The sequence below is a fragment of the Coprococcus sp. AF51-11b1 genome, from assembly GCF_027682785.1.
GTDB classification, from domain to species: Bacteria; Bacillota; Clostridia; order Lachnospirales; family Lachnospiraceae; genus Allocoprococcus; species Allocoprococcus comes.
The window spans coordinates 20,134-47,090 of the sequence record NZ_JAQCZB010000012.1; the positions used below are offsets into that span (position 1 = coordinate 20,134).

Sequence of the window (26,957 nt, forward strand, 5' to 3'; positions counted from 1 at the left end):
TCTATTCTATTTTTTCTTTTTGTTGGCAAGTGCGGTTTTTCTCATCGATCCGATTGCCTGCTTCAGTTGTCTCTTAGCCGGACATACATAACTGCAGGATCCACATTCTACACATTCAAGACCATTGAATTTGAGGAACGCTTCTTCGTCATGGCGTTCTGCAAAATCAGCCAGTCTTGACGGAATAATGCGGCTTGGACAGGCGTCAACGCACCGTCCGCAGTTGATACATGCTGTCGGTTCACAGGCTGATACTTCATCTTTTGACATGCAAAGAATAGATGAAGATGTCTTGGTGATCGGTGTATCTGTCGTATACATCGCAAATCCCATCATCGGTCCACCTGAAATAACTTTTTCACAGCCTTCTTTGAGTCCGCCGGCGGCTTCGATCAGTTCGTTCTGGTTGGTTCCGAAAAGTACTTTGTAGTTACCAGGATTTACAACTCCATCCCCTGTTACAGTAACGACACGTTCCATAGAAGGAATGCCTTTTACTACTGCATTGTAAATGCTGATGATGGTCTCTACGTTGTCTACTACACATCCAGCATCTGCCGGAAGCATGGTAGAATTGATCGCACGTCCTGTATTTGCAAAAATCAGCTGACGTTCTGCGCCCTGTGGGTACTTGGTCATCATCTCTCTGACTTCCATACGAGGCTCGTCCTTGGTCAGCTCTTTTAATTTTGCGATACAGTCCGGTTTGTTATCTTCGATTGCAAATAAACCTTTCGCATTGTCAAAAAGCTTCAGGATCACACGCATACCTTCTACCAGAAGTTCCGGATTCTCCAGCATTCTTCTGTAATCGGCAGTAATATACGGCTCACATTCCGCACAGTTTGCAATGATATAATCAATCTTGTCTGGCTCTTTTGGTGAAAGCTTCACTCTGGTAGGGAAACCTGCTCCACCCATACCTACTACGCCAGCCTCTCCAATGATATTCAGAATCTCTTCTTTTGTCAGTTCAGAAAGAGGTTTTGGCTGTGGATATTCTACTTCTTCGTACTGACCGTCATTTGCAATGATGATACTGTTCACTTTAGAACCTGTTGGATTCACACGTGGTTCAATCGCTTTTACAGTACCTGATACGGATGCATAGATCGGCGCAGACACGAAGCCCCCCGCTTCGGCAATTTTCTGCCCTTTAAGCACATGGTCACCTTTTGCTACTACTGGCTTAGCCGGTGCTCCGATATGCTGGGATAACGGGTATACAAGATCACCCTGTGGCAGAAGTTCTACGATTGCCTTGTCTTTCGCAAGACTTTTTCCGTCGTTCGGATGAACTCCGCCTTTAAATGTCAAAAGTCCCATTTTGATATCCTTCCTTCCTATTTTCTCTCTTATAAATATACTAAAATAAATCCTACACTTCCAGTAACTTTCGTCATTTTATTGTATATTTTCCAGTACATCTTGTCGTTTTTTTAACACAATAGTCTCCTTACGCAAAAAAGAGAGGCTACTACGACCTCTCTTTGTGAATTTTCTGATTATTCGGTAAAATTTTTCATCTTACTTATCGAGATCACTTATGGATCCGAAAACATTTTTCAGCTGTAGTTAGTTATATCTACCAGTTTTTTCAAACAAAAGATAGAGACTTCAATCAGTCTCTATCCTTGTATATCTTATTTAATTATTCTTCAGTTTCTTCCTGAGCTTCTGCATTTTCAAGTGCTTTCATGCTAAGGCTGATCTTCTTGTCAGCTTCGTTAAGATCTACGATCTTAGCTGTAATCTCCTGACCTACAGAAAGTACGTCTGAAGGTTTTTCAACATGTGCTCTTGAGATCTGTGATACATGAAGGAGTGCATCTACTCCAGGAGCAAGTTCTACGAATGCACCAAAGTCTGTCATTCTTGCAACTTTTCCTGTTACAACTGTACCTACAGCGTACTTCTCAGCTGCGTTAGCCCATGGATTTGTCTCCGGGAATTTTAAGCTGAGTGCAACTTTTGTATCATGGATATCTTTAACAAGAACTTTAAGAGTTTCACCAACTGTGAATACTTTCTTCGGATTGTCAACTCTTCCCCATGACATCTCAGAGATATGAAGAAGTCCGTCTACTCCGCCGAGATCGATAAATGCACCGAAATCTGTTACGTTCTTAACTGTTCCTTCGATCACATCACCGACTTTAAGTTTAGCGAAGAGTTCTTTCTGCTTTTCTGCTCTTTCAGCAACAAGAAGCTGTCTTCTGTCACCGATGATACGATTTCTTCTTGGATTGAATTCGCTGATAACAAATTCGATTTCCTGATCTTTGTACTTAGAAAGGTCTTTTTCGTAAGTATCTGATACAAGACTTGCCGGGATGAATACTCTTGCTTCATCTACAACAACGCTTAATCCACCGCCAAGAATCTGAGTAACCGGTGCTTTCAGGACTTCTTTGTTCTCGAATGCTTCTTTTAATCTTTCGTTACCTTTTTCTGCAACAAGTCTCTTGTATGTAAGAAGAACCTGTCCTTCTCCATCATTGACTTTCAGTACTTTAACAGTCATCGGATCACCAACAGAAACAACAGTTGTAAGATCTACACTGTTATCATTGGTATATTCACTTCTGGTGATGATACCGTCTGCTTTGTATCCTATATTTAAGATGATTTCATCTGGCTTAACATCAATTACAGTACCATCTACGACCTCTCCATTATGAATTGTTTTAAATGACTCGTCTAACATTTGTTCAAAAGTTAATTCTGACATTATTTTGAACCTCCTCAATTATATTGTTGGGCGTGGATGCCCCTGCTGTAATACCTACTGTTTCCACGGACCTTAATTGATTCATATCAAAATCGTCAAGTGTCTGTATATAGTACGTATTGTGACATTCCCTGCTGCATATTTCATACAGTTTCTGGGTATTGGAACTATGTTTGTCTCCGATTACAATCATAGCATCCACCTCTTTTGCAATGCTCCTTGCTTCTGTCTGACGCTCTCTGGTTGCATTACAAATCGTATTTAAAACACTTATATCATAACCCTTTTCTGAAATAATTTCAACTAAATCTTTGAATTTATTGTAATTAAATGTCGTCTGAGACACAATACAAATTCTTTCGGATGTAGTATTTTCAAATTTTTCTGCTTCTTCTGCATTTTTTATAACGGTTACATTTTCTCCTGCCCAGCCCCGGATTCCTTCAACCTCAGGGTGATCCGGATTACCAATGATAATGATCCGGCTGCCTTTTTTACTTTCTTCGGCAACAATTTTATGGATTCTTTTCACAAACGGACAGGTTGCATCTACATATTCGATGCCTTTTTCATCCATTAGATCACAGATTCTCTTTGGAACACCATGAGAGCGGATAATCACCAGTCCTTCTTCCAGACCTTTCAGTTCTTCCTCACCGCGCAGGACTTTTACACCATGTGCTTCCATGTCCTTTACAACCTCTTCATTATGGATGATCGGACCATAAGTATAGATCTGTTTTCCCATTTGTTTTTCAACCTGCTCATATACTGTATCGACAGCGCGTTTTACACCAAAGCAGAATCCGGCACTTTTTGCGCGTATTACTTCCATTTTTAGTTTCCTCCTGTTGTTTTTATTTTTCTGATAAGTGATTCTTTTTACATACCTAGAAATTTGAAACATGCATAGCGCAGATTCATCCGCATCTTCAGATTACATTTTTCGCCCGGAACAGTAAGTTTTTTCATGAACCGGTTCAGTGTACGTTTCTCATATTCTTCCATCAATTTACACATAAACCGAAAATCTCCCTTCGTCATACACAAATTATAATTTCTCACAGTATCCGAATAATCTGCTCATATATCAGTATTTCTTTCGGTCCAATATTCTTATTATCATGATAATGACCAAAGAACCACTTCTTAAAATTTACCCGCTGCTTTACAAGCTCCAGATAATCTGTCATGGAATCTGCTGAAAAAGTCTTATCTACAAATTGTTTCTGGGTACTTGTAGCACAACAATGACTGATAATAAAATCTACCTCATTGTTATTCTGAGATAAATTGCTTAATCCTTCTTCCATTTCCTCTTTTGAAGCCATTTCTTCTTTCCACCAGGAAATGTGATTCACACGATACGGCAGCCATTCCTTATCCAGTTCTTTCTTTTTCTTCTTGAAATCCGGGGCTTCTGGTTCTAAAATCCCACCGTCTGTATCATGACTTTTTGCTCCGCCAAATACAAAGAATTTCTTTCCGCAAAGTTGAAAAACCTGTCCTCGCATAAGATGGATCACCGAAGGTCTAATCTTATGTACATTTCCACCATTCCATTTTTCTATAGGATAGCTATAAAGCCTGTCAAAATTCTCATGGTTCCCCTCACAAAAAAGAGTTGTAAAAGGACGATCTTCCAGCCAGTCCATCCAATGCTTCTCATGTTTATTTTCTTCAAAGCGATTCCATACTCCGCCAAAATCACCGCAGATAATGACATAATCATCTTTGGTCATTTCATATTGTTCCGGGAAAATTTTAGTATTGAACCTGGTAAAATCAGCGTGACAGTCGCCAGTTGCATAAATCATCCTTACTGCTCCTCTTTGATTAAATATTTTACGGGGATTTCTTTTGTTAACCATACTCCATTTTTTGATAAGAAAAATGAATATCCATCGTCATACATTTCTTTTGTTTTTACGATATAAAGCACTGGTTTTCCGTGACGTGAGCCGACTTTCGTAGCTGTAGCTGCGTCTGATGATAAATGCACATATAACCTACCCTTTGGAATCAATCCTTGTTGATCAATGGATGCAACATATTTTTCTCCAGTTCCATGCCAGAGTCTGTCAGGGGGGTACTGCTTCTGGTAATTCTACATCAACAGGAATCGAATGTCCCTGATTTGCCCGAATCTTTGTTTTATCTTCATTAAAGGTAAATCTTTGCTTATTATCTGTCCGAACAATTTCTTCCAGCATTTCTCTATTAAATTCACGTGTTTTCGAAATTCCGGCAATCAGCCCGTCTACATTTGCCCATCCATGTTCATCCAACTGGATTCCAATTGTTTCTGGTTTATGGCGTAAGATTAAACTAACAAATTTACTTGTACTTGTTAAATTCATTTTCATTCTCTTTTCTTTTGGAAAATTCATATCTTTATATTACCATAATCAAATATACTGCACAATAAATGACCCAACTTATCTATACCAATTTTTGTATAAATAAATCAGGTCATTTTCTTATCACTCTTAATCAACGCAAGCCGTGTAATTCGTTAACTTAAACTTGATAATGAACGCATAACTAAATCAATATCTTTATTTTCCAATTCCTGAATAATATGTAAATATGTTTTCTGTGTTGTTGTCATACTCGAATGTCCCAATCTTCTTGCTACACTAGCAATAGATACACCTGTAAACAGCAGCAAAGACGCATGCGTATGCCGCAATCCATGAATTGATATTACTGGTATATTGCATTCTTTACAGTGTCTTGCAAGTATATTGTTTACTGTTAAATTGTATACTGCCCCATCAACAAAAATTGGCTTATCCTCTGGCAATTGCTTAATTAGTTCAGAAAATCTCATTCCTGTTTTTGCAACCAACAAAATAAAATAGTCCCAATTCACCTTATCTTTCAGCTCTAGTGATGCCAATAAATTGTTGCCCTACTTGTCACGGTAATTATCCTGCTCGAATCATCGATGTTATAAACGGTGAAGCGGATTGTCCTTATTGCTCTGGTCATAAAGCACTTCCTGGAAAAACATCCTTTGCCGCGCTTCATCCTGATTTAATGGAAGATTGGGATTTTATTGCAAACTATTGCCTTGTAAATCCCGATGAAATATTAGATACATATTCACAAAAGGTTTGGTGGAATTGTAAAAGAAGTTCTGAACACAAATATCCGTTAAGTCCTGCTGATAAAGTTTTCTATCAGAAGAGACACCGAGAATCCTGCCCTTATTGCAAAGGACGTCTCAGAAAAAAGAAGTTTTTTTAGGTTAATAAAATAGTTTCAAAAAAAGAGATTTTCAAATGGCTTTTGCCAAATGAAAATCTCTTTTATTTTGTACGTTTTTCAAGTTTTTAGCAAAAATCAGTATTTAACTTCTCATGGAATTATGTACGTTTTCGTCGATTTCCGCAAAAATTTTTTTTACTTACTTCAGTTACTTCGTTTCTTACCAGTATCTTCTATACCAGTGGTATGCATAATTAACACTTGTATAACATACGACCTCACCCGGCTGCGGTGCATGAATCATCTGTCCGCCTCCTGCGTAGATTCCCACATGTCCTCCGTAACACACAACATCACCCGGCTGTGGGTCTGACACTGCCTGTCCGCCACTTCCCTGACTGTATGAGTTACGTGTAATTGGAATACCACATGCCTGATGTGCCAGGTATACAAGACCTGAACAATCAACACCACTTCCCGAAGTACCGCCCCATACATAAGGAACTCCAAGGTATGCTGCTGCTGCACTTAAAATAGCGCTTCCGTTGCCATATGTACTTCCACCGTTATCACTACTGCTGTTATTATTACTTGTATCCGGAGTCACTGTCGGGGTACTTGGTGTACTTGGCGTACTTGGCGTACTTGGTGCACTCGGTGTAACGGTTGTGTTGTTATTATTGTTATTTGTTGTATTACCTACAGTCTGTGAACCACTGTTGCTTGTCGATGCAACGGTCGAATTTGACTTTGTTGACTCAGCTGCTTTTGCTGCCTTTGCAGCTTCTTCTGCCTGCCTCTTTGCTTCAGCTGCTGCTACAGCTGCCTGAAGCTGTTGATCCAGATCTGCGACTTCTTCTTTCTTAGATTCCAGCGTATTACTCAGCGTCGTCTGCTCTGCCTCATAATCAGACTGCATAGACTCCAGATTCGCCTGATCTTCTTCAAGCTGTGCTTTCAGATCTGCAATCTGCTGCTTGGTATCAATATATTCCTGAAGCTGCTTTCTGTCATAACTATGTACGTTCTGAACATACTCTGCTTTGTTAAGCAAGTCTGAGAAATTCTCAGCACTGATCAGAGTCTCTATCGCAGTCGAGTTGCCTTCTTCATACATATACTTGATACGCTTCTTCATATCTTCGTACTGCTGATGTTCTTTTTCTTTAGCAACAGTAAGATCATCCTGTGCCTGTGTGATCTGCTGACCTGTTGACACCAGATCATCTTCCAGCTTACTCATTTTTTCAATTAGTGTCTGCAATTCTGACTGAAGAGAATTCACTTCACTCTGTGCTGCATTTTTACTATTCTGCAGATTGCTGACATCATCTGCAAATACTGGCGTAACTACCATTGAACTTGCAAGAACAGATGCCAAAAATACTTGTTTAAATTTTATCATAATCACCCATCCTATATTTTTTACTAATTATTTTCCTAACCCTGTGGTCGATTATATACCATTTTTCTATTTTTTGCAATACAATTTAACATTTTTGTAATATTCTACTAGGGTATCATAATATACTGATATTTTCGTTATCACTCCTAATAACCATTCCTTGCGTAATCCTTATTATTTATGCTAAACTGACTTCATAATCAATAAATCTAGAATACTAAATAAGAAAGAAGGATTCCACTATGAATTTCAAATTCAACCATAACAACTTAAATGTACGTGACCTTGAAAAATCAATTCAATTCTACAAAGATGCACTCGGACTCACCGTAGTCCGCGAAAAAGATGCTGCTGACGGAAGTTTTAAGCTCGTCTACCTCGGTGATGGAAGCTCCGTTCATCAGCTCGAGCTCACCTGGCTTCGCGACATGGACCGCCCATACGACCTCGGCGACAACGAAATCCACCTCGCCTTCACCGTAGACGACATGGATGCCGCCCTCGCACACCATAAAGAAATGAACTGCGTCTGTTTCGAAAATGAGTCCATGGGCATCTACTTCATCGAAGACCCAGACGGCTACTGGTTAGAAATCGTACCTGAAAAATAAATCTATTGCACATTTTCATTAAAGGCGTAGCCCGCCGCAAGGTGCAGGAACCACTTCCTACACCTTGCGGCGGGTTACGCCTTCATAAAATCAAACGCCACTAATTACTGTACTGACAGATTCGTATACCCCATCAGATCCAGATCTATCTGCTGTGCCGCTTCTCTTCCTTCCCGGATTGCCCACACAACCAGTGACTGTCCTCTGTGCATATCTCCTGCCGTAAATATATTCGGCACATTCGTTTTATACTCACCCGGAGCTGTTTTAACATTCGTGCGCTCATTGACTTCCACACCGAATGCCTTTGTCACATAATCCTCACTTCCGAGGAACCCCGCTGCGATCAGCACCAGTTCTGCATTTACCGTGTACTCACTTCCTGCGACCTCTGCCATCATCATACGTCCGGTCTTTTCATCCTTCTTGCTTTCCAGTTTCACAAGAACCACCTTGCAAAGATTTCCATTCTTATCTTTGACAAATTCCTTTACCGTTGTCTGATAAACCCTCGGATCATGTCCCCAGAGAGCAATTGCTTCCTGCTGACCATAGTCTGTCTTGTAGACTCTCGGCCACTCCGGCCATGGATTCATAGCGCTTCTCTCATCCGGAAGTTTCGGCATCATTTCCAGCTGAAGAACGGATTTTGCACCATGACGGATCGACGTTCCAACACAGTCATTTCCCGTATCGCCACCACCGATGACAATTACATTTTTGCCCTTTGCAGAAATATATTCGCCTTCTTTCAGCTGCATCTCATTTTTCCAGAGACATTTCGTAGTTGATTTCAGAAAATCTACTGCAAAGTAGATTCCTTTCGCATCTCTTCCGGGTACTTTTATATCACGCGGATGGGATGCACCGCAACAAAGCACCACCCGGTCAAACGCTTTCAGAAGTTCTGCAGATTTCTTATCTTTTCCAATATTGCAGCCAGTTTCAAAACGGATGCCTTCTTCTTCCATTACTGCAAGTTTCCGGTCGATGAACTGTTTTTCCAGCTTCATATTCGGGATTCCATAACGGAGAAGTCCACCCGGCTTATCTTCCCGCTCAAATACTGTTACCAAATGTCCTCGTTTATTTAACTGATCTGCGACTGCGAGACCGGAAGGTCCGGAACCGATTATCGCTATCTTTTTGCCGGTACGCGCTTTCGGCGGACATGCTTTTGCATATCCCTTTTCGTAAGCATTTTCAATAATCCCATATTCATTTGCTTTAGTCGTCACCGGGCTTCCGTGCAGGTTGCAGGTACATGCCGCCTCACAAAGTCCCGGGCATACCCTGGAAGTAAATTCCGGAAAATTGTTTGTCTTTTTCAGCCGGTAATATGCCTCTTCCCAGTTGCCGTGATAAATCAGGTCATTCCACTCCGGCACCAGATTATGCAGAGGACAGCCGCTTGCCATCCCTGCGATCATCTGTCCCGCCTGGCAGAACGGGACGCCGCATGCCATACATCTGGCGCCCTGTATTTCCTGCTCTTCTTTTGACAGAGGCGTGTGGAATTCCCGGAAATGCTTAATTCTCTCTTTTGGAGATTCGCACTCTGCATCGCATCTGTCATAATCCATAAATCCTGTTGCTTTTCCCACGTTTTTGGCCTCCTATCTTCCTTCTTTGATCGCATAAAATGCTTCGGTTTTTGCCTGTTCGCTGCTGAGACCTTTTTCTTCCAGCTGAAGGATGCGGGTCAGCATTCTCTCGTAATCACGCGGAATGATCTTCTTAAACTTCGGCAGGTATTCTTTGAAATGATCCAGGATTTCTTTTCCCGTCTCGGAATTGGTTGCTGCTACATGTTCTTCGATCATACCTTTCAATTCAGATACATCGAACTTAGATGTTACTTTTTCGATATTAACCATCTGTTTGTTGACTTTTGTATAAAGATCACTGTCCATATCCAGAACGTAGGCAACACCGCCACTCATACCTGCTGCAAAGTTCTTTCCGGTCTTGCCAAGAATTGCAACCCGTCCACCAGTCATATATTCGCATCCATGATCACCGACCCCTTCTACAACTGCTGTTGCTCCGGAGTTACGGACACAGAAACGTTCGCCTGCCACACCATTGATATAGACTTTTCCGCTTGTTGCACCATAAAGCGCTACGTTACCAATAATAATATTTTCATCAGCTTTAAATTTCACACCAGTCGGCGGATAAACGATCAGTTTACCACCGGAAAGTCCTTTACCAAAATAATCATTGCTGTCACCGGTCAGTTCCAGTGTCAGACCTTTTGGTATAAATGCTCCGAATGACTGTCCGCCTGCGCCCTTACATTTCAACACATAGCTGTCTTCTTCCAGTCCGTCCGGATAACGTCTTGTAATCTCAGAACCGAAGATTGTGCCGAATGTACGGTCTGTATTTTTTACATCCAGCTCCAGGATTCTCTTCTGTTTCTTTTCCAGTGACGGAAGAAGTTCCTTTACCAGAACTCTTTCATCCAGTGTTTTATTTAGTTCAAAATCAAAGACTTTCTTCGGATTGAAGATCATGCCTTTCTTCTCTTTTGCATACGGATTATTGAGGATTCTGGAAAGATCCAGTGTTGCAGCACGTTTGGATGTCGGCACATCTCTCACTTTCAGAAGGTCTGTCCTTCCCACCAGTTCATCCACAGTACGAATGCCAAGTTTTGCCATATATTCTCTTAATTCTTCCGCGATAAAACGCATGAAATTGATGACATATTCTGGTTTTCCGGCAAATCTCTTTCTCAGTTCCGGATTCTGGGTTGCAATTCCGACCGGGCAGGTATCCAGGTTACATACACGCATCATTACGCACCCCATGGTTACAAGCGGTGCCGTCGCAAATCCAAATTCCTCTGCACCGAGAAGTGCTGCGATCGCCACATCACGACCACTCATCAGCTTACCGTCTGTCTCGATACGGACTCTTTCTCTCAGTCCGTTCTGGATCAGTGTCTGATGTGTTTCAGAAAGTCCAAGCTCCCACGGAAGTCCGGTATTATGGATAGAACTTCTCGGTGCTGCTCCTGTACCTCCGTCATAACCGGAGATCAGAACCAGTCCGGCTCCAGCTTTTGCAACACCCGCTGCAACCGTTCCGACACCGGCTTCAGATACCAGTTTGACAGAAATTCTTGCATCCTTGTTTGCATTTTTACAGTCATAGATCAGCTGTGCCAGATCTTCGATCGAGTAAATATCGTGATGCGGCGGCGGTGAGATCAGTCCCACACCCGGCGTAGAATGTCTGGTTTTTGCTACCCAAGGGTAAACCTTTCCCCCCGGCAGATGTCCACCTTCTCCAGGTTTTGCTCCCTGCGCCATCTTGATCTGGATCTCTTTTGCACTGACAAGATATCTGCTTGTAACACCAAAACGTCCACTGGCAACCTGTTTGATTGCAGAGCCTCTGTCGGTTCCAAGGCGCTCGATATCCTCTCCGCCTTCACCGGAGTTTGACTTACCGTGCAGTGCATTCATTGCAAGGGCAAGGGTTTCGTGTGCTTCCTTTGAAATTGATCCGTAAGACATTGCACCGGTCTTAAATCTGGTCACGATTGAATCCACACTCTCTACTTCCGAAAGCGGAACTCCTTTCTTTGGATAATTGAAGTCCATCTGTCCACGGAGTGTAATTCCTTTGGATTCTTCATCAACCATCTGCGTATACTGCTTGAACATTTCATAATCCCCGCGCCTTGTGGACTGCTGGAGCATATGGATCGTTCTCGGGTTGTACAGATGCTTTTCACCACCGCTCTTCGACTTGTGCTGTCCCACACTGTTCAACGTCAGATCTACGGAAAGTCCCAGCGGATCAAAGGCCTCGGAATGCCTTGCCATATAATCTTTTGCAATTTCTTCCAGTCCGATACCACCGACACGGCTGACAGTTCCGGTGAAATATTTTTCAATGAATTCCGGTTTTAATCCAATCGCTTCAAAGATCATGGATCCCTGATAAGACTGGATTGTGGAAATTCCCATCTTCGATGCAATTTTGACAATTCCGCTTATAACAGCTTCATTATAGTCATTGACTGCTGCATAATAATCTTTCTGAAGCATATCTGTATCGATCAGCTGTTTGATCGATTCATGTGCAAGATACGGATTGATCGCAGATGCACCATATCCCAAAAGCGTTGCGAAATGATGTACTTCTCTTGGTTCTCCGGTCTCAAGGATCATGGCAACCTCTGTTCTTCTCTTAGTTCTTACCAGATGCTGATGAACCGCTGAGGTTGCAAGCAGGGACGGGATCGCAATATGATATTCATCCACACCTCTGTCACTTAAAATCAGGATATTCATGCCTTCACGGATTGCACGGTCTACCTGGATAAACAGATAATCGATCGCTTTTTCCAGGCTGGAGTTTTTATAATAAGTAGTAGAAATTTCTGCCACACGGAAACCGTCGACTTTCATGTTACGGATCTTCAGGAGATCGGTATCTGTCAGGATCGGATCATTGATCTTCAGTACATGACAATTTTCCTCTTTCTGTTCCAAAAGGTTTCCTTCTTCTCCGACATATACCGTTGTCGAAGTCACGATTTTTTCACGGATTGCGTCGATCGGCGGGTTCGTTACCTGTGCAAATAACTGTTTAAAATATCCAAACAGAGACTGATGCTGCTCAGAAAGAACGGCAAGTGGTGCATCGATACCCATGGCTCCGATTCCTTCGCTTCCATTCATTGCCATATTTAAAATAGAAGTCTTCACTTCTTCGTAAGAATATCCAAATGCTTTCTGCAGTCTCTGGCATTCTTCTCTAGAATACTGCGGTACTTTTTGATTCGGGATCTTTAAATCGCTTAAATTGACCAACTGACTGTTCAACCATTCGCCATAAGGCTGTCTTGCCGCATATTCTTCTTTCAGTTCCTGGTCGTCGATGACACGCCCCTGAACGGTATCAACAAGAAGCATCTTACCTGGATGGATTCTTTCTTTGACTACGATCTTCTCCGGCGGGATATCCAGAACACCAACCTCAGAAGAAAGGATCAGTGTGTCATCATCTGTGATGTAATATCTGGAAGGTCTGAGTCCATTTCGGTCAAGTACGGCTCCTAAAATATCTCCATCTGAGAACAGGATGGATGCCGGTCCGTCCCATGGCTCCATCATCGTTGCGTAATACTGATAGAAATCCTTGATCTTCTGTGACATCGTTGCATTCTGTGCCCATGGCTCCGGGATGGTGATCATAACTGCCAACGGAAGCGGCATACCACTCATCACCATGAATTCCAGCGTGTTATCCAGCATGGCAGAATCGGAACCTGCGGTATTGATTGCCGGAAGGACTTTATAAAGCTCTCCTTCCAGATGCTCGGATTCCATGTTTTCCTCTCTGGCCCGCATCTTATCTGCATTGCCACGAATGGTATTGATCTCTCCGTTATGTACGATGAAACGGTTCGGATGTGCTCTTTCCCAGCTTGGATTAGTGTTTGTACTGAATCTGGAATGTACAACTGCGATCGCAGATTCATAATCCGGGTTCTGCAGATCTTCAAAGAACATCCGGAGCTGTTTTACAAGGAACATTCCTTTGTACACGATGGTTCTGCTTGACAAGGATGCTACATAGGTATCATCACTGCTCTGTTCAAAGACTCTTCTTACCACATAAAGTCTGCGGTCAAAATCCAGTCCTTGTTTTACTTTTTTCGGTCGTTCGATAAATCCCTGCATAATGCACGGCATGCATTCGAGTGCTTTCTTTCCAAGGATCTCTTTACGGATCGGCACTTCCCTCCATCCAAGGAATTTCAGTCCTTCTTTTTCGACAATGACTTCGAAAATATTTTTTGCCTGATTCCTTTTCAGTTCGTCCTGTGGGAAGAAAAACATTCCCACACCGTAATCTCTCTCAGAACCTAAAAAGATGCCGAGGGGACGACAGACATTTGTAAAGAACTTGTGCGAAATCTGTAACAGTATTCCTACACCGTCTCCTGTCTTCCCTTCGGCATCCTTGCCAGCTCTATGTTCAAGATTTTCTACGATTTTCAGCGCATTTGCGACTGTATCATGACTCTTTTGCCCTTTGATGTTCACAACAGCTCCGATACCGCAGTTGTCATGCTCAAAATCAGGGCTGTATAAGCCTTGTTCTGTATTTTGTTGTATTACACTCATATAACCTGCCCTTTCTATAAAACGGTTTTGTTGTTGCTTTTATGATTTAACACTATACAGCATTTGTCTGCAAAAGTAAACCCCTAATTTTACAGAAATTGTCAGATATTATTTATTTTGTGAACTTTTTTAGTATTTTTCAGTTAATTATCGTATTTCTTGTCTTATATTTTTTATTTTTACATAAATTATAACAGTAATCAACGTAGCCAGTACAGTAATTCCAACTGCTTTTCCCTCTGTTCCCAGAATCCATTCAAAGCCCCCATACCACGAAAGCAATAATGACGTAATATTCACAACAATATGGAACAGGACCGGAGCTGCAATATTCCGGAATTTCTCATAAATGCAGGCAAGCAGAAGTCCGAGTACCATTGCATAAAGTCCCTGTGGCAGATTTCCATGACCGACACCGAACAAAATGGATACAAACACACCTGCCTGCACAGCGGTAAGGCTCTCGCGCATCCGCCGGTAGATCATCCCGCGGTAAACAAGCTCTTCTGCGACCGGAGCCAGAATCCCGGCTCCCGCCAGCTGAAGCCAACGCGGTGCACTGTAAATGATCTGCTCTGTGCTCTGATAAACCTGGCTGATCCTCTGCATATTCATCAGCATGACGATATCATTCATCGCCACACACGCAGTCACTGCACCGACGATCATAACAAGCCACATTCCATATCGGGAAGCCGCTTTATATTTCCACCAGGATTCCTGCTGCTTTTCATAGCGTCCCTGATCTTTCCGGTAGATCCACGCAATCATTGGGATCGTGATGATCGAAGAGACTGCCCCAATTCCCATATTGCTGCGTAGACCGCAGGAAAGTGCAAATGTCGCTACTGCGATCTCCACACCCCATTTGATCAGAACCGCACTGAACAAATACCAGATAATTCTCCCTGTTTTCCTGTCTCGCATTCTTCATCTCCGCCTTCTCTTACTCAAAAACTTTTCGGATTGCCTCTTCACTTCCATTTACAGAACCCTGTACCATGACCGGTTTTCCACCGCCTCTTCCGTCAAACTGTTCTTTGAGGATCTTGCTGTACGGGCGCACATCCTCTGTCTCACTGCCGATCACATAACGATATCCACTCTCTTCGTTTCCTGCAAATACCGCACATACTTCCGTTCCTTTTTTCAGTACAAGGTTCATAAGCTCACGTGGTTCATTCCCACTTAATTTGCTATCAAAAATACAGACCTTTTTCTGTCCCTCCGGAATTTTTTCTGCCTGTGCTTCAAGAATCTGATATCTTGTCTCTGCAAGTTCACTCTTCAGCTGTGTACATTCCTCTTTTACGCGTTCAACTGCTTCAGAAATCAATTCTTCCTTCGCTGAAAGGCTTCCCATGATCGCCTTCACGCTTTCTTCTTTCTGCTGATAATCCTTCAGTGCCCTTCTTCCGCACAGCATAGTGATCCGGATACCGCCTTTATAATTCTGACTCTGCACCAGTTTGATAAGACCGATCTCTCCGGTAAAATACACATGCGGTGCACAACAGGCACACACGTCATATCCCGGTATCGTCACGATACGCACCTGTCCGTCAATCTCTATCTTACTGCGGTAATCCAACGTCTTCAATTTTTCTTTAGACGGATAACTTATCTGAACCGGTACATTTGCAAATACCGCTTCATTTGCCGCATTTTCCACCTCGCGAAGCTCCTCCTTCGTGAGCGGACCACTTAAGTCCAGAGTGCACAGCTCATCATTCAAATGGAATCCCACATTATCATATCCAAAACGTGCATGAACGATTCCCGATACGATATGTTCTCCACTGTGCTGCTGCATCCGTGAAAAACGTTTGTCCCAGTCGATCTGACCGGTCACGGTCTTTCCTTCCTCCAGTTCTCCTTCCAGATAGTGAAAGATCTGGTCTCCTTTTTCCTGTACATCATATACTCTGATCCCGTCAATCACTCCGATATCTGCTGCCTGACCGCCGCCTTCTGGAAAAAAGGCAGTTCTTGAAAGAACTGCCTCATATCCGTTATCACACGGGCGGCAGGACACAACCTCCGCAGTAAATTCCTGCAGATGACTGTCTGTGTAAAACAATTTCTCTGTCATATGTCCTCGCCTCTTTATCGTATTGTCATTACTTCTGATGCTTCTGCCTTTTTACATTCTTTCCGGTGCTTCAAATCCAAGCAGATCGATGCAAGTTGTCAAAATGTCTCTTGTCAGTGTAAGAAGGGCAATGTAGCTCTTCTGCTTCTGTTCATCCTCTTCTGCCAGGATCTTTGTCTCATGGTAGAAACGGTTAAATGCATTTGCAAGATCATAAATATATGCGCAGATCTTGTGTGGTGCAAGTTCTTCGTATACATTCTCCATCACACTGCCAAACTTCGCAGCTTCCAGCATCAGAGCTTTTTCGCTCTCACTTGTAGCCGAAAGGATCTTGATATCGTCCATACTCTTTCCTGATTCTTTGTACTTGTTCAGGATTGATTTGATACGAACGATGGTGTACAGGATGTACGGACCTGTATTTCCTTCAAAAGAAGTGAATCTGTCTACATCGAATACATAGTCTTTTGCTGCCTGGTTGGAGAGGTCTCCGTATTTGATCGCAGCCATTCCGACCATCTTCGCTGTTGCTTTTGCCTCTTCTTCCGATACTGTACGGTTCTCTGTGATCTTTTCATACATCTTTTCTGTGATCTCGCGGATCAGGTTCTCAAGACGCATAACGCCGCCTTCTCTGGTCTTGAACGGTTTTCCGTCTTTTCCGTTCATCGTACCAAATCCAAGGAAAGTAAGTTTTGTATCCTCTTTTACAATGCCGGTCTTCTTCGCGCAGCGGAATACCTGTACAAAATGCAGTTCCTGACGTTTGTCAACTACATAGATGACTTCGTTCGGCTGGAACAGTTCTTCACGCTCTACCAGTGTTGCAAGGTCTGTGGTATCATAAAGTGCTGCACCGTCGGACTTCAGGATCATACACGGTGGGATCTCTTTGGTATCGGTCTCTTCTTTGACATCTACCACGAGTGCTCCATTATCAATATGCGCATAACCTTCCTTCTTCAGCCTTTCCACCATATCCGGGATGTATTTCTGTGCGTCAGATTCCCCTTTCCAGAGGTCAAATTCGACATTCAGGTTCGCATAGTTTTTCTTTAAGTCAGTCACAGACACATTCATAATGTGATCCCAGATTGCACGGTAGCCGCGCTTTCCGCTCTGCAGCTGGAAGGTCGCATCCAGTGCTTCTTCTCTGTAATCATCATGCTCTTTTGCATAAGCGGACGCTGCCGGATAGATTTCCTCCAGGTCACTGATGGTAAATGGTGCTTCTTTTGGATATTCTCCGGTGAAATTATCATCAAAATACGGAAGCTCCGGCTGGCGCTTCTTCAGTTCTGTGATGATCAGTCCCATCTGATATCCCCAGTCTCCAAGGTGGATATCACCAATTACTTTATTGCCCATAAAACGGGTGATTCTCTTTACGCTTTCTCCGATGATCGCGGAACGGAGATGTCCGACGTGAAGCGGTTTTGCCACGTTCGGTCCGCCGTAATCAATGACGATTGTCTTTGGATTCTCTACTTCTTCCACGCCGAGCTTTTCGTCTGCTTCCATCTGGTTCAGATAATCTGCGACTGCTGCCGGGTTGGTCTTCAGGTTGATGAAACCTGGCTTAACTGCTTCTGCTCCGCTGATATATCCGTTCTCCGGAATCTTTGCCACAACTTCTTCTGCGATCATGATCGGTGCTTTGTGGTACTTTTTTGCACCTGCCATCGCACCATTGCACTGATATTCACATAAATCCGGGCGGTTGGAAAGTGTAACACGCGCCAGTTCTTTCTCGTATCCGGCATCTGCAAATGCCTGTTCCATTTCTTCTGTAATCAGATCCAGGATCTTCTTCATAGTATCGATCGTTCCTCTCTTTTTCATCATAAACGTTAGCGCAGACTCTTTGCCTGCGCCGCTTTATTTATTATATCTGAATCCTTATGTAAGCGCAATAGAAAATCGCAATCCGGAGACTGGATGTTGCCTGAAATTCTGCATTCTTTATGAATTTTTGGCAAGACAGCATCCACTTCTGCTGACGCACAACATTTTTTCATAGACTTTACCGCTTTTTTCAGACGTTACTGGCTCGCTGTATTTACAGTGTTACTGATTCACTGCATTTTTCAGATCTTCCACCGCCTGTGCGAGCAGTGCATCTGAACCAAGTGCCTGTTCATAATCCGCTTCTACCTGTGCAAACAGCTCCTGCACATCTGTCTGTGCGGAGACTTCTTCAATTATCGTCTGAATCTGCTCGTCAGAGATCTCTGCCTGAATATCGAATTTTCCATCTTTGTCCTTGACCGCATATAAGGTTTCAAGTCCCGGTACTTCAGTGTAAATTCCACGGATCTTCATATTGTACCGTACATACAGGATCCTGCTGCCTTTTGCTTTGCCGTCTTTCGTGTAAATCGCAATCCCATCGTATGCTTCGGCATAGGCTTCTTTTCCGGAAAGTTCCTGATAGTATGCTTCTACTGCACCCGCAAGCTCTTCGTCCCGGTTCTCCAGAAGTGGATTGGTTTCCATCGCTGCGTATCCGGTATTTACTTTTGGCTCTTCTGTAACAACTGCACTTACTTCTTTTACCTCATCTTTTTTCTCTTTCGTAAGAAAAGCGGTGACTCCCGCCGTCATAAAGCAGACCAGCAGATACACAAGACCAGTGTAGAAAATCTGCTTCTTTTGGCCTGTAAGGACGGGCATCCTTTTTTCTTCCGACATGGCATTTCCTCCTTTGTCACCTATCATACGCAATGCCCGCTTTTGCGTCAATAGCGAAGGAAGACTTGTTTTGACTGGTTTTGTCGAAGCGATTATTTATTCTTTTTCTGCATTAAAATTACTTTATGCTAATGCCCACTCTGTGTATCAAATCACTTTCAAATGGTATTCCGGCTGCTATTCTGTTCATCCCGTTTTACTTGTCCTGTTCGAAATTTCTTCTTGATTTTTTTCTGGGCAAGTGCTATATTAGTAAATGTCCTTGTAGCTCAGTGGATAGAGCACCGCCCTCCGGAGGCGGGTGCGTCAGTTCGATTCTGATCAGGGACGTGAAAAGACTGTGAAGCTTTTATGGCTTGACAGTCTTTTTTATTGCCACTAATCCAATTCCCACCTGAATCCGTTCTTTTGCTTCTATACGCTTTGCCTGAATCAGCAGAACACCAATAATGATCAAGAAAAATCCAGCCTATATTACAGCCATTTCCGGCTGCTTTCAACTAATTTATTCTTTCTTCAAAGCCTCCTCTATATCAGTCGGCAAGCACCCCATAACGTAAGAACTCCAATCACTCCTGCGCATCCTGTCATCCAAAGAACTTCTATCCGATGCATTTTCTTCAGGAACTTTTCTTCCATTCCAAGTGACTGTAAGATTTCCCCTTCTCTTTTTTCTTCCTGCTTCTCCGCAAGAAACATCTGATACAAAACTATGGAAATCAGAATCATGTAAAACACTGCAAAAATGCTGTACATTCCTATAAAGGAATATAATTCCTGACGTATTTTCTTATACTCTTCATGGTTATTCTGCACATTTACAGCTGTTCCCTGTTTTAAAATACTTAGAATATGCCCTTCCGTATCATACGCGTCCGCATCATCCGATACCAGAATTTTTACGATCTGATCATATTCCATAATTCTGCTTTTCCCAAATTTCTTCCAGAAATTCTTTCCAACAATCATCGATATACCAGATCCACCTATCTGTGGATTCCGCACGTCTTCTTCCTTCATGCCACGTAAAATCGCTGTTACTGGAATCGGATTTTCGTTTCTACTTCCATTCTCATTCAATGTATAAACCGGAAGTTCATCACCAACCTGTACCGTATCTTCTGATATTCCTTGTCCGTCCGGGCTGACTGCACTCAGATATTTTCCGTCATATTCCTGCAACTCTGTAAGATCCAGAATGCAAAAATCTCCCTGTTCAAATTCTTCTTTTGTCAGGCTGCCTTCATCCAGATTTCTCAGAAAACGCTGTATATCCTGCCAGCTGTCTATTGTAAGCAAAGACAATCTTACTTTCTCAATAGATATCTTTTCCTTTATTGATGTCTCATTCAGATATGCCACCAATGTTTCGACTACTTTCTGAAAATACTCGCTTTCAGCATATTCTGACAGATCAATCCAGAACTCCTCTTTTTCATTGTTATGATATTGTTCTACAGAAATTACTCCGGCAACCTGTTCCAGTTTATCAACTGTCTGCCTGGAAATTCCCGGAGAATTCGTAATCTCCATTGTACTCAAATAGTATCCATTTCCTGTCAGCCTTTGATATACTTTCAGTTCTTCCTGTCTGGTTGATATTTCCATCTTTCCAAATCCCACGATCAGCAAAGCACTTGCCAGAAGAACAATTTCTACACTCTTACGCACACGATGCATCTGCCATTTATGAAGTAAAACTCTTCCCGGCGTGAATCGGACGATCTTCCTGTACTTTCCCCTTCTTTTCTGAACTTTCTTCTTTTTTTCTTTCAGAAGTATGCAAAGCTGTACTGCACTGAGTCCATAACTTGCAGCAATACATAAGATACTGAAGCCAGTTTCAAAAAGGACTCCTTCCCATGCAATCGCCTGTGGTAATGTCTGCTCGGTTATCTTTTCAAAAGCAGGGATAACCAGCTGGTAAATCCCAATCCCTGCAAGATTTCCAACAATAACAGCTCCTACACCAAACAGAACTGCTTCCCAGAAAATAATCTGGTACATCTGCCCTCTTCTCATTCCAAGTGCATCCAGGAACCTCCAGAACTGTTCTCTTGAGATAATCGAACGCGATACCGTAAGAAACAGGATACAGATCGACGCACCACCAATCAGCAAACGGATATTTTCCAGAAAATCCATATACGGAAGACTTACATCAGAAAGTTTGTCCTGTTCCACATTGTCATCCATGCCGCAGGTAAATTCTTCGCTGTCTTTCAGATCTTTATAAACACTTTCACTGCCTTCTTTCGCTTTTACAAGCATATGCATATCCTGAACAGAGCCGATCCTGTTCCCGCCTTCCTGTGTCACAATTCCAGTTGGAAACCGATGCCGGTTGCAGATTTCCCAGTTTATCTGATAATCTTTTAGGATCCCGCATAAAGTATACGAATAGCTTTTTGATTCCCCCTGATCCAGAATGGAAAGCGCCGGTGTAATATCCAGTGTAATCTCTTTTCCAAGCATCTCCTCATATCCAAGTGAGCGAAGTGTACTGTATTCCATTACGATCTCATGCTCATTTTCCGGCAGGCGTCCTTCTTTCATTTCCAGTCTGCCAAGCTTCCACGCCGTCTCGTCCATTGTCCCGATATTCATCTGACGGTTTTCCAGATAATCTCCGGCGATCGCCCCATAGATACTTATTTCCCCGGTCTGTGCAAGAAATGGATTCTCTTCTGCCACTTTTACCGAGCTTTCATCCATATCCAAAAATACCTGTTCCCACTCCCCATATACTGCTTTACGATTCTCGACATATGCGGCTTTCAATCCTTCCGACATCTGAAAACCAATCTGAATCAGTGTGCAGGTAAGAAGCAGGACTGAGACTATCAGGATACTGTATTTCTTCTGGCTGCGGATTCTTTTTATACTGAGTTCCCGTTCAATTCCATGTCTTTTCTCTCTTTTCATCGCAATGCACCATCTTCCATATACACAATCCTGTCCGCATAATTGGCACTGTCCATATCATGTGTCACCATGACAATTGTCTGACGGTAAAGCTCTCTGGATGCGCAGATCAGTTTCATGATCTCCTGTCCAGTCTGATAGTCCAGATTCCCGGTCGGTTCATCCGCAAGGATCACTCCCGGCTTTGCTGCCATTGCACGGGCAATTGCCACTCTCTGCTGCTCTCCACCAGATAACTGATCCGGATAATCTCCGTTCCTGTCCCATAATCCGACCTTTTCAAGAAGCTGTCGGATATAAGCTTTATCCGGTACCGTATGCGCGATATAAAGCGGCATGCATACATTATCCCAGATCGTATACTCCGGCAGTAACTGATACTGTTGGAAAATAAACCCGATTTTCTTCTGCCGGATCTTGCAGATCTTCTTTTGGGAAAGCCCGTTAATCTGTATTCCATTCAGGAAGACTGCTCCGGCATCTGGCTTTTCCAGTGTTCCTGCAATCTTAAGAAAAGTAGATTTCCCGGATCCGCTTCGTCCCATCACTGCCACAAATTCACCGCTTTTCACTTCAAAAGAAAACTCCTTTAATGCTGTGATTTTCTTTTCACCAAGGGTATAGCTTTTGCTTACCTTGTCCAGTCTGATTACGGTTTTCATCTTCTGCCACCTCCTTCATTTGTTAGTCTTACTATATCAGATCAGTCTTTCGATTCACTTACCCTAATCTTACGAAATCGTAAGATTTATTTCTTCCTGTGCATGATCTTTTGCGATCATCTTCGGCAGTATAAACTGGAAGGTTGTCGCCTCCTCCAAGCCGCTTCGATCCACAACCTTCAGCGTTCCCTGATGGAGCGTGACAATTTCCCTTGCCAGATGCAGACCAATTCCGATTCCACTTCCCTGTTCCATCTGGTAGAAACGGTCAAAAATCAGCTCTCTTTTCTCTTCTTCAATCCGTTTTCCCCGATTGGTGATATACAGCTTATAATAGTCCGTATCTTCTTTCAGCAGAATCTGAATCAGGCTTCCTGTATCTGCATATTCTACGGCATTTTTCAGTACATTTTCCATTGCCTCTTTCAGCCAGAATCCGTCGCAGGAAAGCAGGCATTCTTTTGGAACATCCATTTCAAATCCAACTCCTTTTTCTTCCGCTAAAGGCTGTGTTCTGTCTATACATTCTTCGATCAGTCCGGTCAGATTTTCTTTTTTCCGCTTCATCCAGATTTTCCCGGAATCAATCTGCGCAAGCCTAAGAAGCACGATCGTCATATCGGACATCCATTGCACCTTTTTCACACAGTCTTCCAGCTTCTGATACCGTTTTTCATCCTCTTCTGTCACAAGAAGCACCTCCAGATTCAGAAGTGTTCCCGCAATCGGTGTTTTTAGCTGATGGGAAATATTTTCCATGTAAGTTCCCATTTTCTGCCGGTCACGATGCAGAAATTCTTTTTCTTCCGCCAGCTTTGCTTCCAGTTCCCTGTCTTTTTCTGCCAATTGATTATCCAGTGCTTTTTTCCGTCTTTTCTCCATGTGCAATTCTGTCAGCAGACCAACAATGCAGATGATGCCGATCGCAGCCACAAACACACCTATTCCGTAACTTCGGATTCTCTTTTCCAGCCAGATTTTTCCTGTCTCTTCATACCCTGCCTCTTTCAATGCCTCGCAGCCCTTCTGATATGCTTCTTCATCCGGTTCTGTAAAGGCAGAAACCGTTCTGTCTTTTTCTGTCTGTCCGATCCAGGAAACAACCTGTCTTTCATAATTTTCTGCAAGAATATTCTGGTATCCATAAAAAGCCAGCAATATCAAAAGAAAAATCAGAGTCCATTTTCCCGGTATTCTCCATTTCTCCGTCTTTCTCTCAGATCTCATCATACACATCCTCAGCTTTCAGCGTCCATGCATAACCAACTCCACGCTTTGTCTCAATCGGATCCTGCTCATTTTCTGCAGTCAGCTTCTTTCTCAGCCGGTTCATATGTACAGACAAGGTATTGTCATCGATATAATTTTCATTAAAATCCCAGATAGTGTCCAACAGGAACTCCCTCGCAACAAGATTCGGTGCGTTTGCAAGAAGGCTGCACAGAATCTGATATTCGGTCCTTGTAAGATCGATTCGGACACCATCCTTCTGCAAAATCTGCTTCTGCAAATCCAGTTCATATTCTCCGCTTTTGATTCCTTTTTTCACTTTCTTGCCGTTTTGCATACCGGTACGTCGCAGCAAAGCCTTGATTCTCGCAATAAATTCAAATGTGCGGAAAGGCTTGATCACATAGTCATTTGCTCCCGCTTCAAATCCTTCTACGATAAATTCTTCACTGTCATAGGCTGATAAGAAAAGAATGGGATTGTCTGTATATCTGCGGATCTCCCTGCAGAGCATGATTCCGTTCCCGTCTGGCAGCTTCATATCCAGTACATACAGCATATATTCTTCTCCCCGGATCCTTACGAGTGCTTCGCTACAAGACTTCGCTGCAACCGCATTCCATCCCTTTAGTTCCAGGATGTCTACGATTCCCTGTCTTACCAGGTCGTCATCTTCAATTACTAAAATTTCTGTGTTCATGCTCGGAATTCCTTTCTTTATTTCTATTGTATGATTACGTAAGCTGACTCCTACTTGATTCGTATACTTTGTACACCATCTCGCTTAACAGCCAGGTGATGTACATTCGCAAAATACAGATTCTTGTGCAAGCACAAATCTGCACTTGGCTCATCGTATACACAAAAAGGTGCCGCAAACCTGCGACACCTCTTTAAGTCTTCTTCAAATGATTATCCAGCAGGCGTGCGCTTCTCCTGCATCTCTCAGGTTTCCCCTGTCTATACCATCGGCGTGTGGATCGCACGAAATCTTCCACCTTAGATAATCATATGAATGAATTTTTCTCTACATTCAGTATATCAATATTATTCTCTTTTGTAAAGAATTTTCTTGTTGCGCAGCAGCCTGTTCCATTCCTTATCATCTATTTTCATAAATGTGATAATTGAATTTTTGTAGTCCAGATTATCCTTTGATGTAATCAAACGTAAAACCATTTTAAATACTTCTTTAACGTCCTTAATTTCTTTTAGTATCAACGCTGTATTGGGTTTCTTCGCTTCAATTATATAATCCAGATCCCGTATTATCTCGTCAAAGTATGTAGAAAAAAGTTCATAATCATTGGGATGTCTTTCCCGAATATGCATAATCTGCACAACAGTTATAATAACTTCATCTGTTACTATATCCTCTGCTATACAATGGTATATTTCCCTGTCAATTTTCCCTACTCTATACACGTTTATAATCTATCCCTACTTCGCCACGATCCGAATCTCCTCCCCATCAAAGTAATACACAGAATCCGAAAGTACTTCCTCCGGTGCCACTCCGGTCTGATTGATCTCTTTTACCATTTCCTGCATCCGCTCCGGCTCCAGTCCAAAGCTTTCCGGCACCAGTATCACTTCATGGATACTGCTTGGCAGGATATAGAAATCCCCTCTGATCATCCCCCTGACCTTTTCCCGGAAATCCGGATACCGCATCACTGCTGCCCCCAGACTGCACTGCTCGTTCGTCGCCACATACATAAAGCGCACAATCTGCCTGATCTGCACCGGATAGATCCGCGGTGTATTCTTCTCGGCAAGACGGCGGATCTCTTCCTTTTCCACACGCCAGTACCGCAGATGCTCGTTGCGGATCTGGATCGCCGCCGAGCCAAAGCGTGTGTTGTCTATCTGGATATAATAGACCACTGCCAGATCCAGGAACGGCTCATAAGGAATCTGCTTTAACAGTTCTTCGTTGGCATCCCGCCGGATCAGTTTGTACACGATATGCTCTTTTACATGATTAAAATCAAACAGATTCTGACAATCACAGGTCTTCTTCACCCGTATCTCCTGATAAATACTGCAAATGGAATCCGCCAGATCCGGTACCTGCTGCCCCTTCAGATACTTCTGGTAAAATTCCTCCAGATAGATCGTCGGTGCAAGGTTGCTGTCCTCCTGCTTAAAAAGAATCCCTGTTCTTCTGGTTCCATTATTCTTCGTCACGGTGTACAACTCCGTCCTCACCTGCGCATCTACCTGTCCTCTGATCTCGCATAACATAGCATTCATAAATTCTGTATAATTCATCCGTTCTCCTTCCTGAAAGCCATGCACCGCAAAGAACCTTTTCTGCCATCTTAAGGCAGCTTATGATTTGAATATCACCTGCATTCAAGCAGGTGTGTACTGCCAATTATATCTGCCCTTTTTTCAGATTACAAGAACATTCTTTTCCCCTCCAAAATGGCATTGACATGCAAAAAAGCCGAAAGCATGAGGACTTGCCTCTGCTTTCGGCTTTTATCTCTGTCTTAATTTTGTGAATTATGACGAAAGGATTATGCTCTTGAGCTGTACTCTCCTGTACGGGTATCAATTTTGATCTTGTCACCCTGGTTAACGAAAAGCGGTACAAGAACACTTGCTCCTGTCTCAACGATAGCCGGTTTGGTAGCACCTGTAGCTGTATCACCTTTTACTCCCGGCTCTGTCTCTGTAACTTCAAGTTCCACACTGATCGGCGGCTCTACTGAGAATACGTTACCTTCATGTGAACATACTTTAACCATCTCGTTCTCTTTTACAAACTTGAGGGAATCTCCTACTGTATCTCCATCAACTGCGATCTGGTCGAATGTCTCAACATCCATAAAGTGATAGAGTTCACCATCAGAATACAGATACTGCATATCTTTTCTGTCGATATGAGCGGTATCGAATTTCTCTGTCGGACGGAAAGTCTTTTCTACTACACCACCACTGATGATGTTTTTAAGTTTTGTTCTAACGAAAGCTGCTCCCTTTCCCGGTTTTACATGCTGGAATTCCAGAATCTGATAAATGTTACCTTCGATCAGTACTGTAAGACCATTTCTAAAATCGCCTGCTGAAATCATTGTAATATCCTCCTTATATATGCCCTGGGGCATTCCTTTTACTTTTTATATACATTACTTATAATTCTATAATAAAAAACTCTATTTTTCAACAAAAAATTTCAATCAATTACAGATTTCCCTGATTTTCCGTATTTTTTTGCTATTTCATATAGGCAT

General features: G+C 42.7%; 22 protein-coding genes, 1 tRNA gene and 1 pseudogene. 3 read left to right on the forward strand and 21 right to left on the reverse strand.

Going from position 1 to position 26,957, the window contains the following annotated elements; genetic code table 11:
- Positions 1–6 precede the first annotated feature (6 nt).
- The 7 genes and pseudogenes from rsxC to PGY05_RS12165 form a co-directional block, all read right to left on the reverse strand.
- Positions 7–1,326, reverse strand: a complete 1,320-nt coding sequence (gene rsxC, locus PGY05_RS12135; protein ID WP_022220469.1) for an electron transport complex subunit RsxC — start codon at positions 1,324–1,326, stop codon at positions 7–9.
- 325 nt (positions 1,327–1,651) lie between these two features.
- Positions 1,652–2,731, reverse strand: coding sequence for a 30S ribosomal protein S1 (gene rpsA / locus PGY05_RS12140; RefSeq protein ID WP_008375104.1), 1,080 nt, complete (start codon positions 2,729–2,731; stop codon positions 1,652–1,654).
- Positions 2,712–3,566, reverse strand: coding sequence for a 4-hydroxy-3-methylbut-2-enyl diphosphate reductase (gene ispH, locus PGY05_RS12145; RefSeq protein ID WP_055155600.1), 855 nt, complete (start codon positions 3,564–3,566; stop codon positions 2,712–2,714). The genes rpsA and ispH overlap by 20 nt, the downstream gene beginning before the upstream one ends.
- Positions 3,567–3,613: 47 nt before the next feature.
- Complete coding sequence (locus PGY05_RS12150) at positions 3,614–3,751, reverse strand: hypothetical protein (protein WP_156330618.1); 138 nt, start codon at positions 3,749–3,751, stop codon at positions 3,614–3,616.
- A 41-nt stretch (positions 3,752–3,792) separates the two neighbouring features.
- Positions 3,793–4,548, reverse strand: coding sequence for a metallophosphoesterase (locus PGY05_RS12155; protein ID WP_270475992.1), 756 nt, complete (start codon positions 4,546–4,548; stop codon positions 3,793–3,795).
- 2 nt (positions 4,549–4,550) lie between these two features.
- Positions 4,551–5,091, reverse strand: a pseudogene (locus PGY05_RS16700) (RNA 2'-phosphotransferase).
- Between the two features lie 155 nt (positions 5,092–5,246).
- Complete coding sequence (locus PGY05_RS12165; protein WP_211133263.1) at positions 5,247–5,633, reverse strand: site-specific integrase; 387 nt, start codon at positions 5,631–5,633, stop codon at positions 5,247–5,249.
- On the opposite strand from PGY05_RS12165, the gene PGY05_RS16800 reads away from it, so the two are divergent.
- On the forward strand, positions 5,627–5,983 hold the full coding sequence (locus tag PGY05_RS16800) for a zinc-ribbon domain-containing protein (RefSeq protein ID WP_211133262.1): 357 nt from the start codon (positions 5,627–5,629) through the stop codon (positions 5,981–5,983). The two genes, PGY05_RS12165 and PGY05_RS16800, sit on opposite strands and share 7 nt — an antisense overlap.
- 181 nt (positions 5,984–6,164) lie before the next feature.
- Here PGY05_RS16800 and PGY05_RS12175 read toward each other — a convergent pair whose 3' ends face one another.
- Positions 6,165–7,349 (reverse strand): C40 family peptidase, encoded by a 1,185-nt coding sequence (locus PGY05_RS12175; RefSeq protein ID WP_270475993.1) that lies wholly within the window; start codon positions 7,347–7,349, stop codon positions 6,165–6,167.
- Between the two features lie 242 nt (positions 7,350–7,591).
- Between PGY05_RS12175 and PGY05_RS12180 the strand changes: the two genes are divergently transcribed.
- Entirely contained in the window at positions 7,592–7,960 is a 369-nt protein-coding gene (locus tag PGY05_RS12180; protein WP_117556070.1) for a VOC family protein, read from the forward strand.
- Between the two features lie 104 nt (positions 7,961–8,064).
- Here the strand turns inward: PGY05_RS12180 and PGY05_RS12185 are convergent, their stop codons facing one another.
- The 6 genes from PGY05_RS12185 to PGY05_RS12210 form a co-directional block, all read right to left on the reverse strand.
- Positions 8,065–9,564, reverse strand: coding sequence for a glutamate synthase subunit beta (locus tag PGY05_RS12185; protein WP_270475994.1), 1,500 nt, complete (start codon positions 9,562–9,564; stop codon positions 8,065–8,067).
- A 12-nt stretch (positions 9,565–9,576) separates the two neighbouring features.
- Complete coding sequence (gene gltB / locus PGY05_RS12190; RefSeq protein WP_195412869.1) at positions 9,577–14,112, reverse strand: glutamate synthase large subunit; 4,536 nt, start codon at positions 14,110–14,112, stop codon at positions 9,577–9,579.
- Between the two features lie 147 nt (positions 14,113–14,259).
- On the reverse strand, positions 14,260–15,039 hold the full coding sequence (locus PGY05_RS12195; protein ID WP_173689826.1) for a CPBP family intramembrane glutamic endopeptidase: 780 nt from the start codon (positions 15,037–15,039) through the stop codon (positions 14,260–14,262).
- A gap of 19 nt (positions 15,040–15,058) precedes the next feature.
- A complete protein-coding gene (locus PGY05_RS12200; RefSeq protein ID WP_195487905.1) occupies positions 15,059–16,204 on the reverse strand; it encodes an alanyl-tRNA editing protein in 1,146 nt (381 codons plus the stop codon).
- 51 nt (positions 16,205–16,255) lie between these two features.
- Positions 16,256–18,022, reverse strand: a complete 1,767-nt coding sequence (gene argS / locus PGY05_RS12205) for an arginine--tRNA ligase (RefSeq protein ID WP_195487922.1) — start codon at positions 18,020–18,022, stop codon at positions 16,256–16,258.
- Positions 18,023–18,274: 252 nt separating this feature from the next.
- Complete coding sequence (locus tag PGY05_RS12210; protein WP_270475995.1) at positions 18,275–18,898, reverse strand: hypothetical protein; 624 nt, start codon at positions 18,896–18,898, stop codon at positions 18,275–18,277.
- A 258-nt stretch (positions 18,899–19,156) separates the two neighbouring features.
- Between PGY05_RS12210 and PGY05_RS12215 the strand changes: the two genes are divergently transcribed.
- Positions 19,157–19,228: transfer RNA gene (locus tag PGY05_RS12215), tRNA-Arg, on the forward strand.
- A gap of 198 nt (positions 19,229–19,426) precedes the next feature.
- On the opposite strand, the gene PGY05_RS12220 is transcribed toward PGY05_RS12215, so the two are convergent.
- The 7 genes from PGY05_RS12220 to efp all read right to left on the reverse strand — a co-directional run bounded on the left by PGY05_RS12220 (position 19,427) and on the right by efp (position 26,798).
- Entirely contained in the window at positions 19,427–21,823 is a 2,397-nt protein-coding gene (locus PGY05_RS12220) for an FtsX-like permease family protein (RefSeq protein ID WP_270475996.1), read from the reverse strand.
- Positions 21,820–22,485 (reverse strand): ABC transporter ATP-binding protein, encoded by a 666-nt coding sequence (locus tag PGY05_RS12225; RefSeq protein ID WP_270475997.1) that lies wholly within the window; start codon positions 22,483–22,485, stop codon positions 21,820–21,822. The genes PGY05_RS12220 and PGY05_RS12225 overlap by 4 nt, the downstream gene beginning before the upstream one ends.
- 69 nt (positions 22,486–22,554) lie before the next feature.
- On the reverse strand, positions 22,555–23,715 hold the full coding sequence (locus tag PGY05_RS12230; RefSeq protein ID WP_172676443.1) for a sensor histidine kinase: 1,161 nt from the start codon (positions 23,713–23,715) through the stop codon (positions 22,555–22,557).
- A complete protein-coding gene (locus PGY05_RS12235; protein ID WP_008375063.1) occupies positions 23,702–24,415 on the reverse strand; it encodes a response regulator transcription factor in 714 nt (237 codons plus the stop codon). The genes PGY05_RS12230 and PGY05_RS12235 overlap by 14 nt, the downstream gene beginning before the upstream one ends.
- Before the next feature lie 347 nt (positions 24,416–24,762).
- Positions 24,763–25,140: a PBECR2 nuclease fold domain-containing protein gene (locus PGY05_RS12240; protein ID WP_022220388.1), complete on the reverse strand. Its 378-nt coding sequence runs from the start codon at positions 25,138–25,140 to the stop codon at positions 24,763–24,765.
- A 15-nt stretch (positions 25,141–25,155) separates the two neighbouring features.
- Positions 25,156–25,989: a DUF5688 family protein gene (locus PGY05_RS12245; RefSeq protein ID WP_008375058.1), complete on the reverse strand. Its 834-nt coding sequence runs from the start codon at positions 25,987–25,989 to the stop codon at positions 25,156–25,158.
- 251 nt (positions 25,990–26,240) lie between these two features.
- On the reverse strand, positions 26,241–26,798 hold the full coding sequence (gene efp / locus PGY05_RS12250) for an elongation factor P (RefSeq protein WP_022220387.1): 558 nt from the start codon (positions 26,796–26,798) through the stop codon (positions 26,241–26,243).
- Positions 26,799–26,957 lie beyond the last annotated feature (159 nt).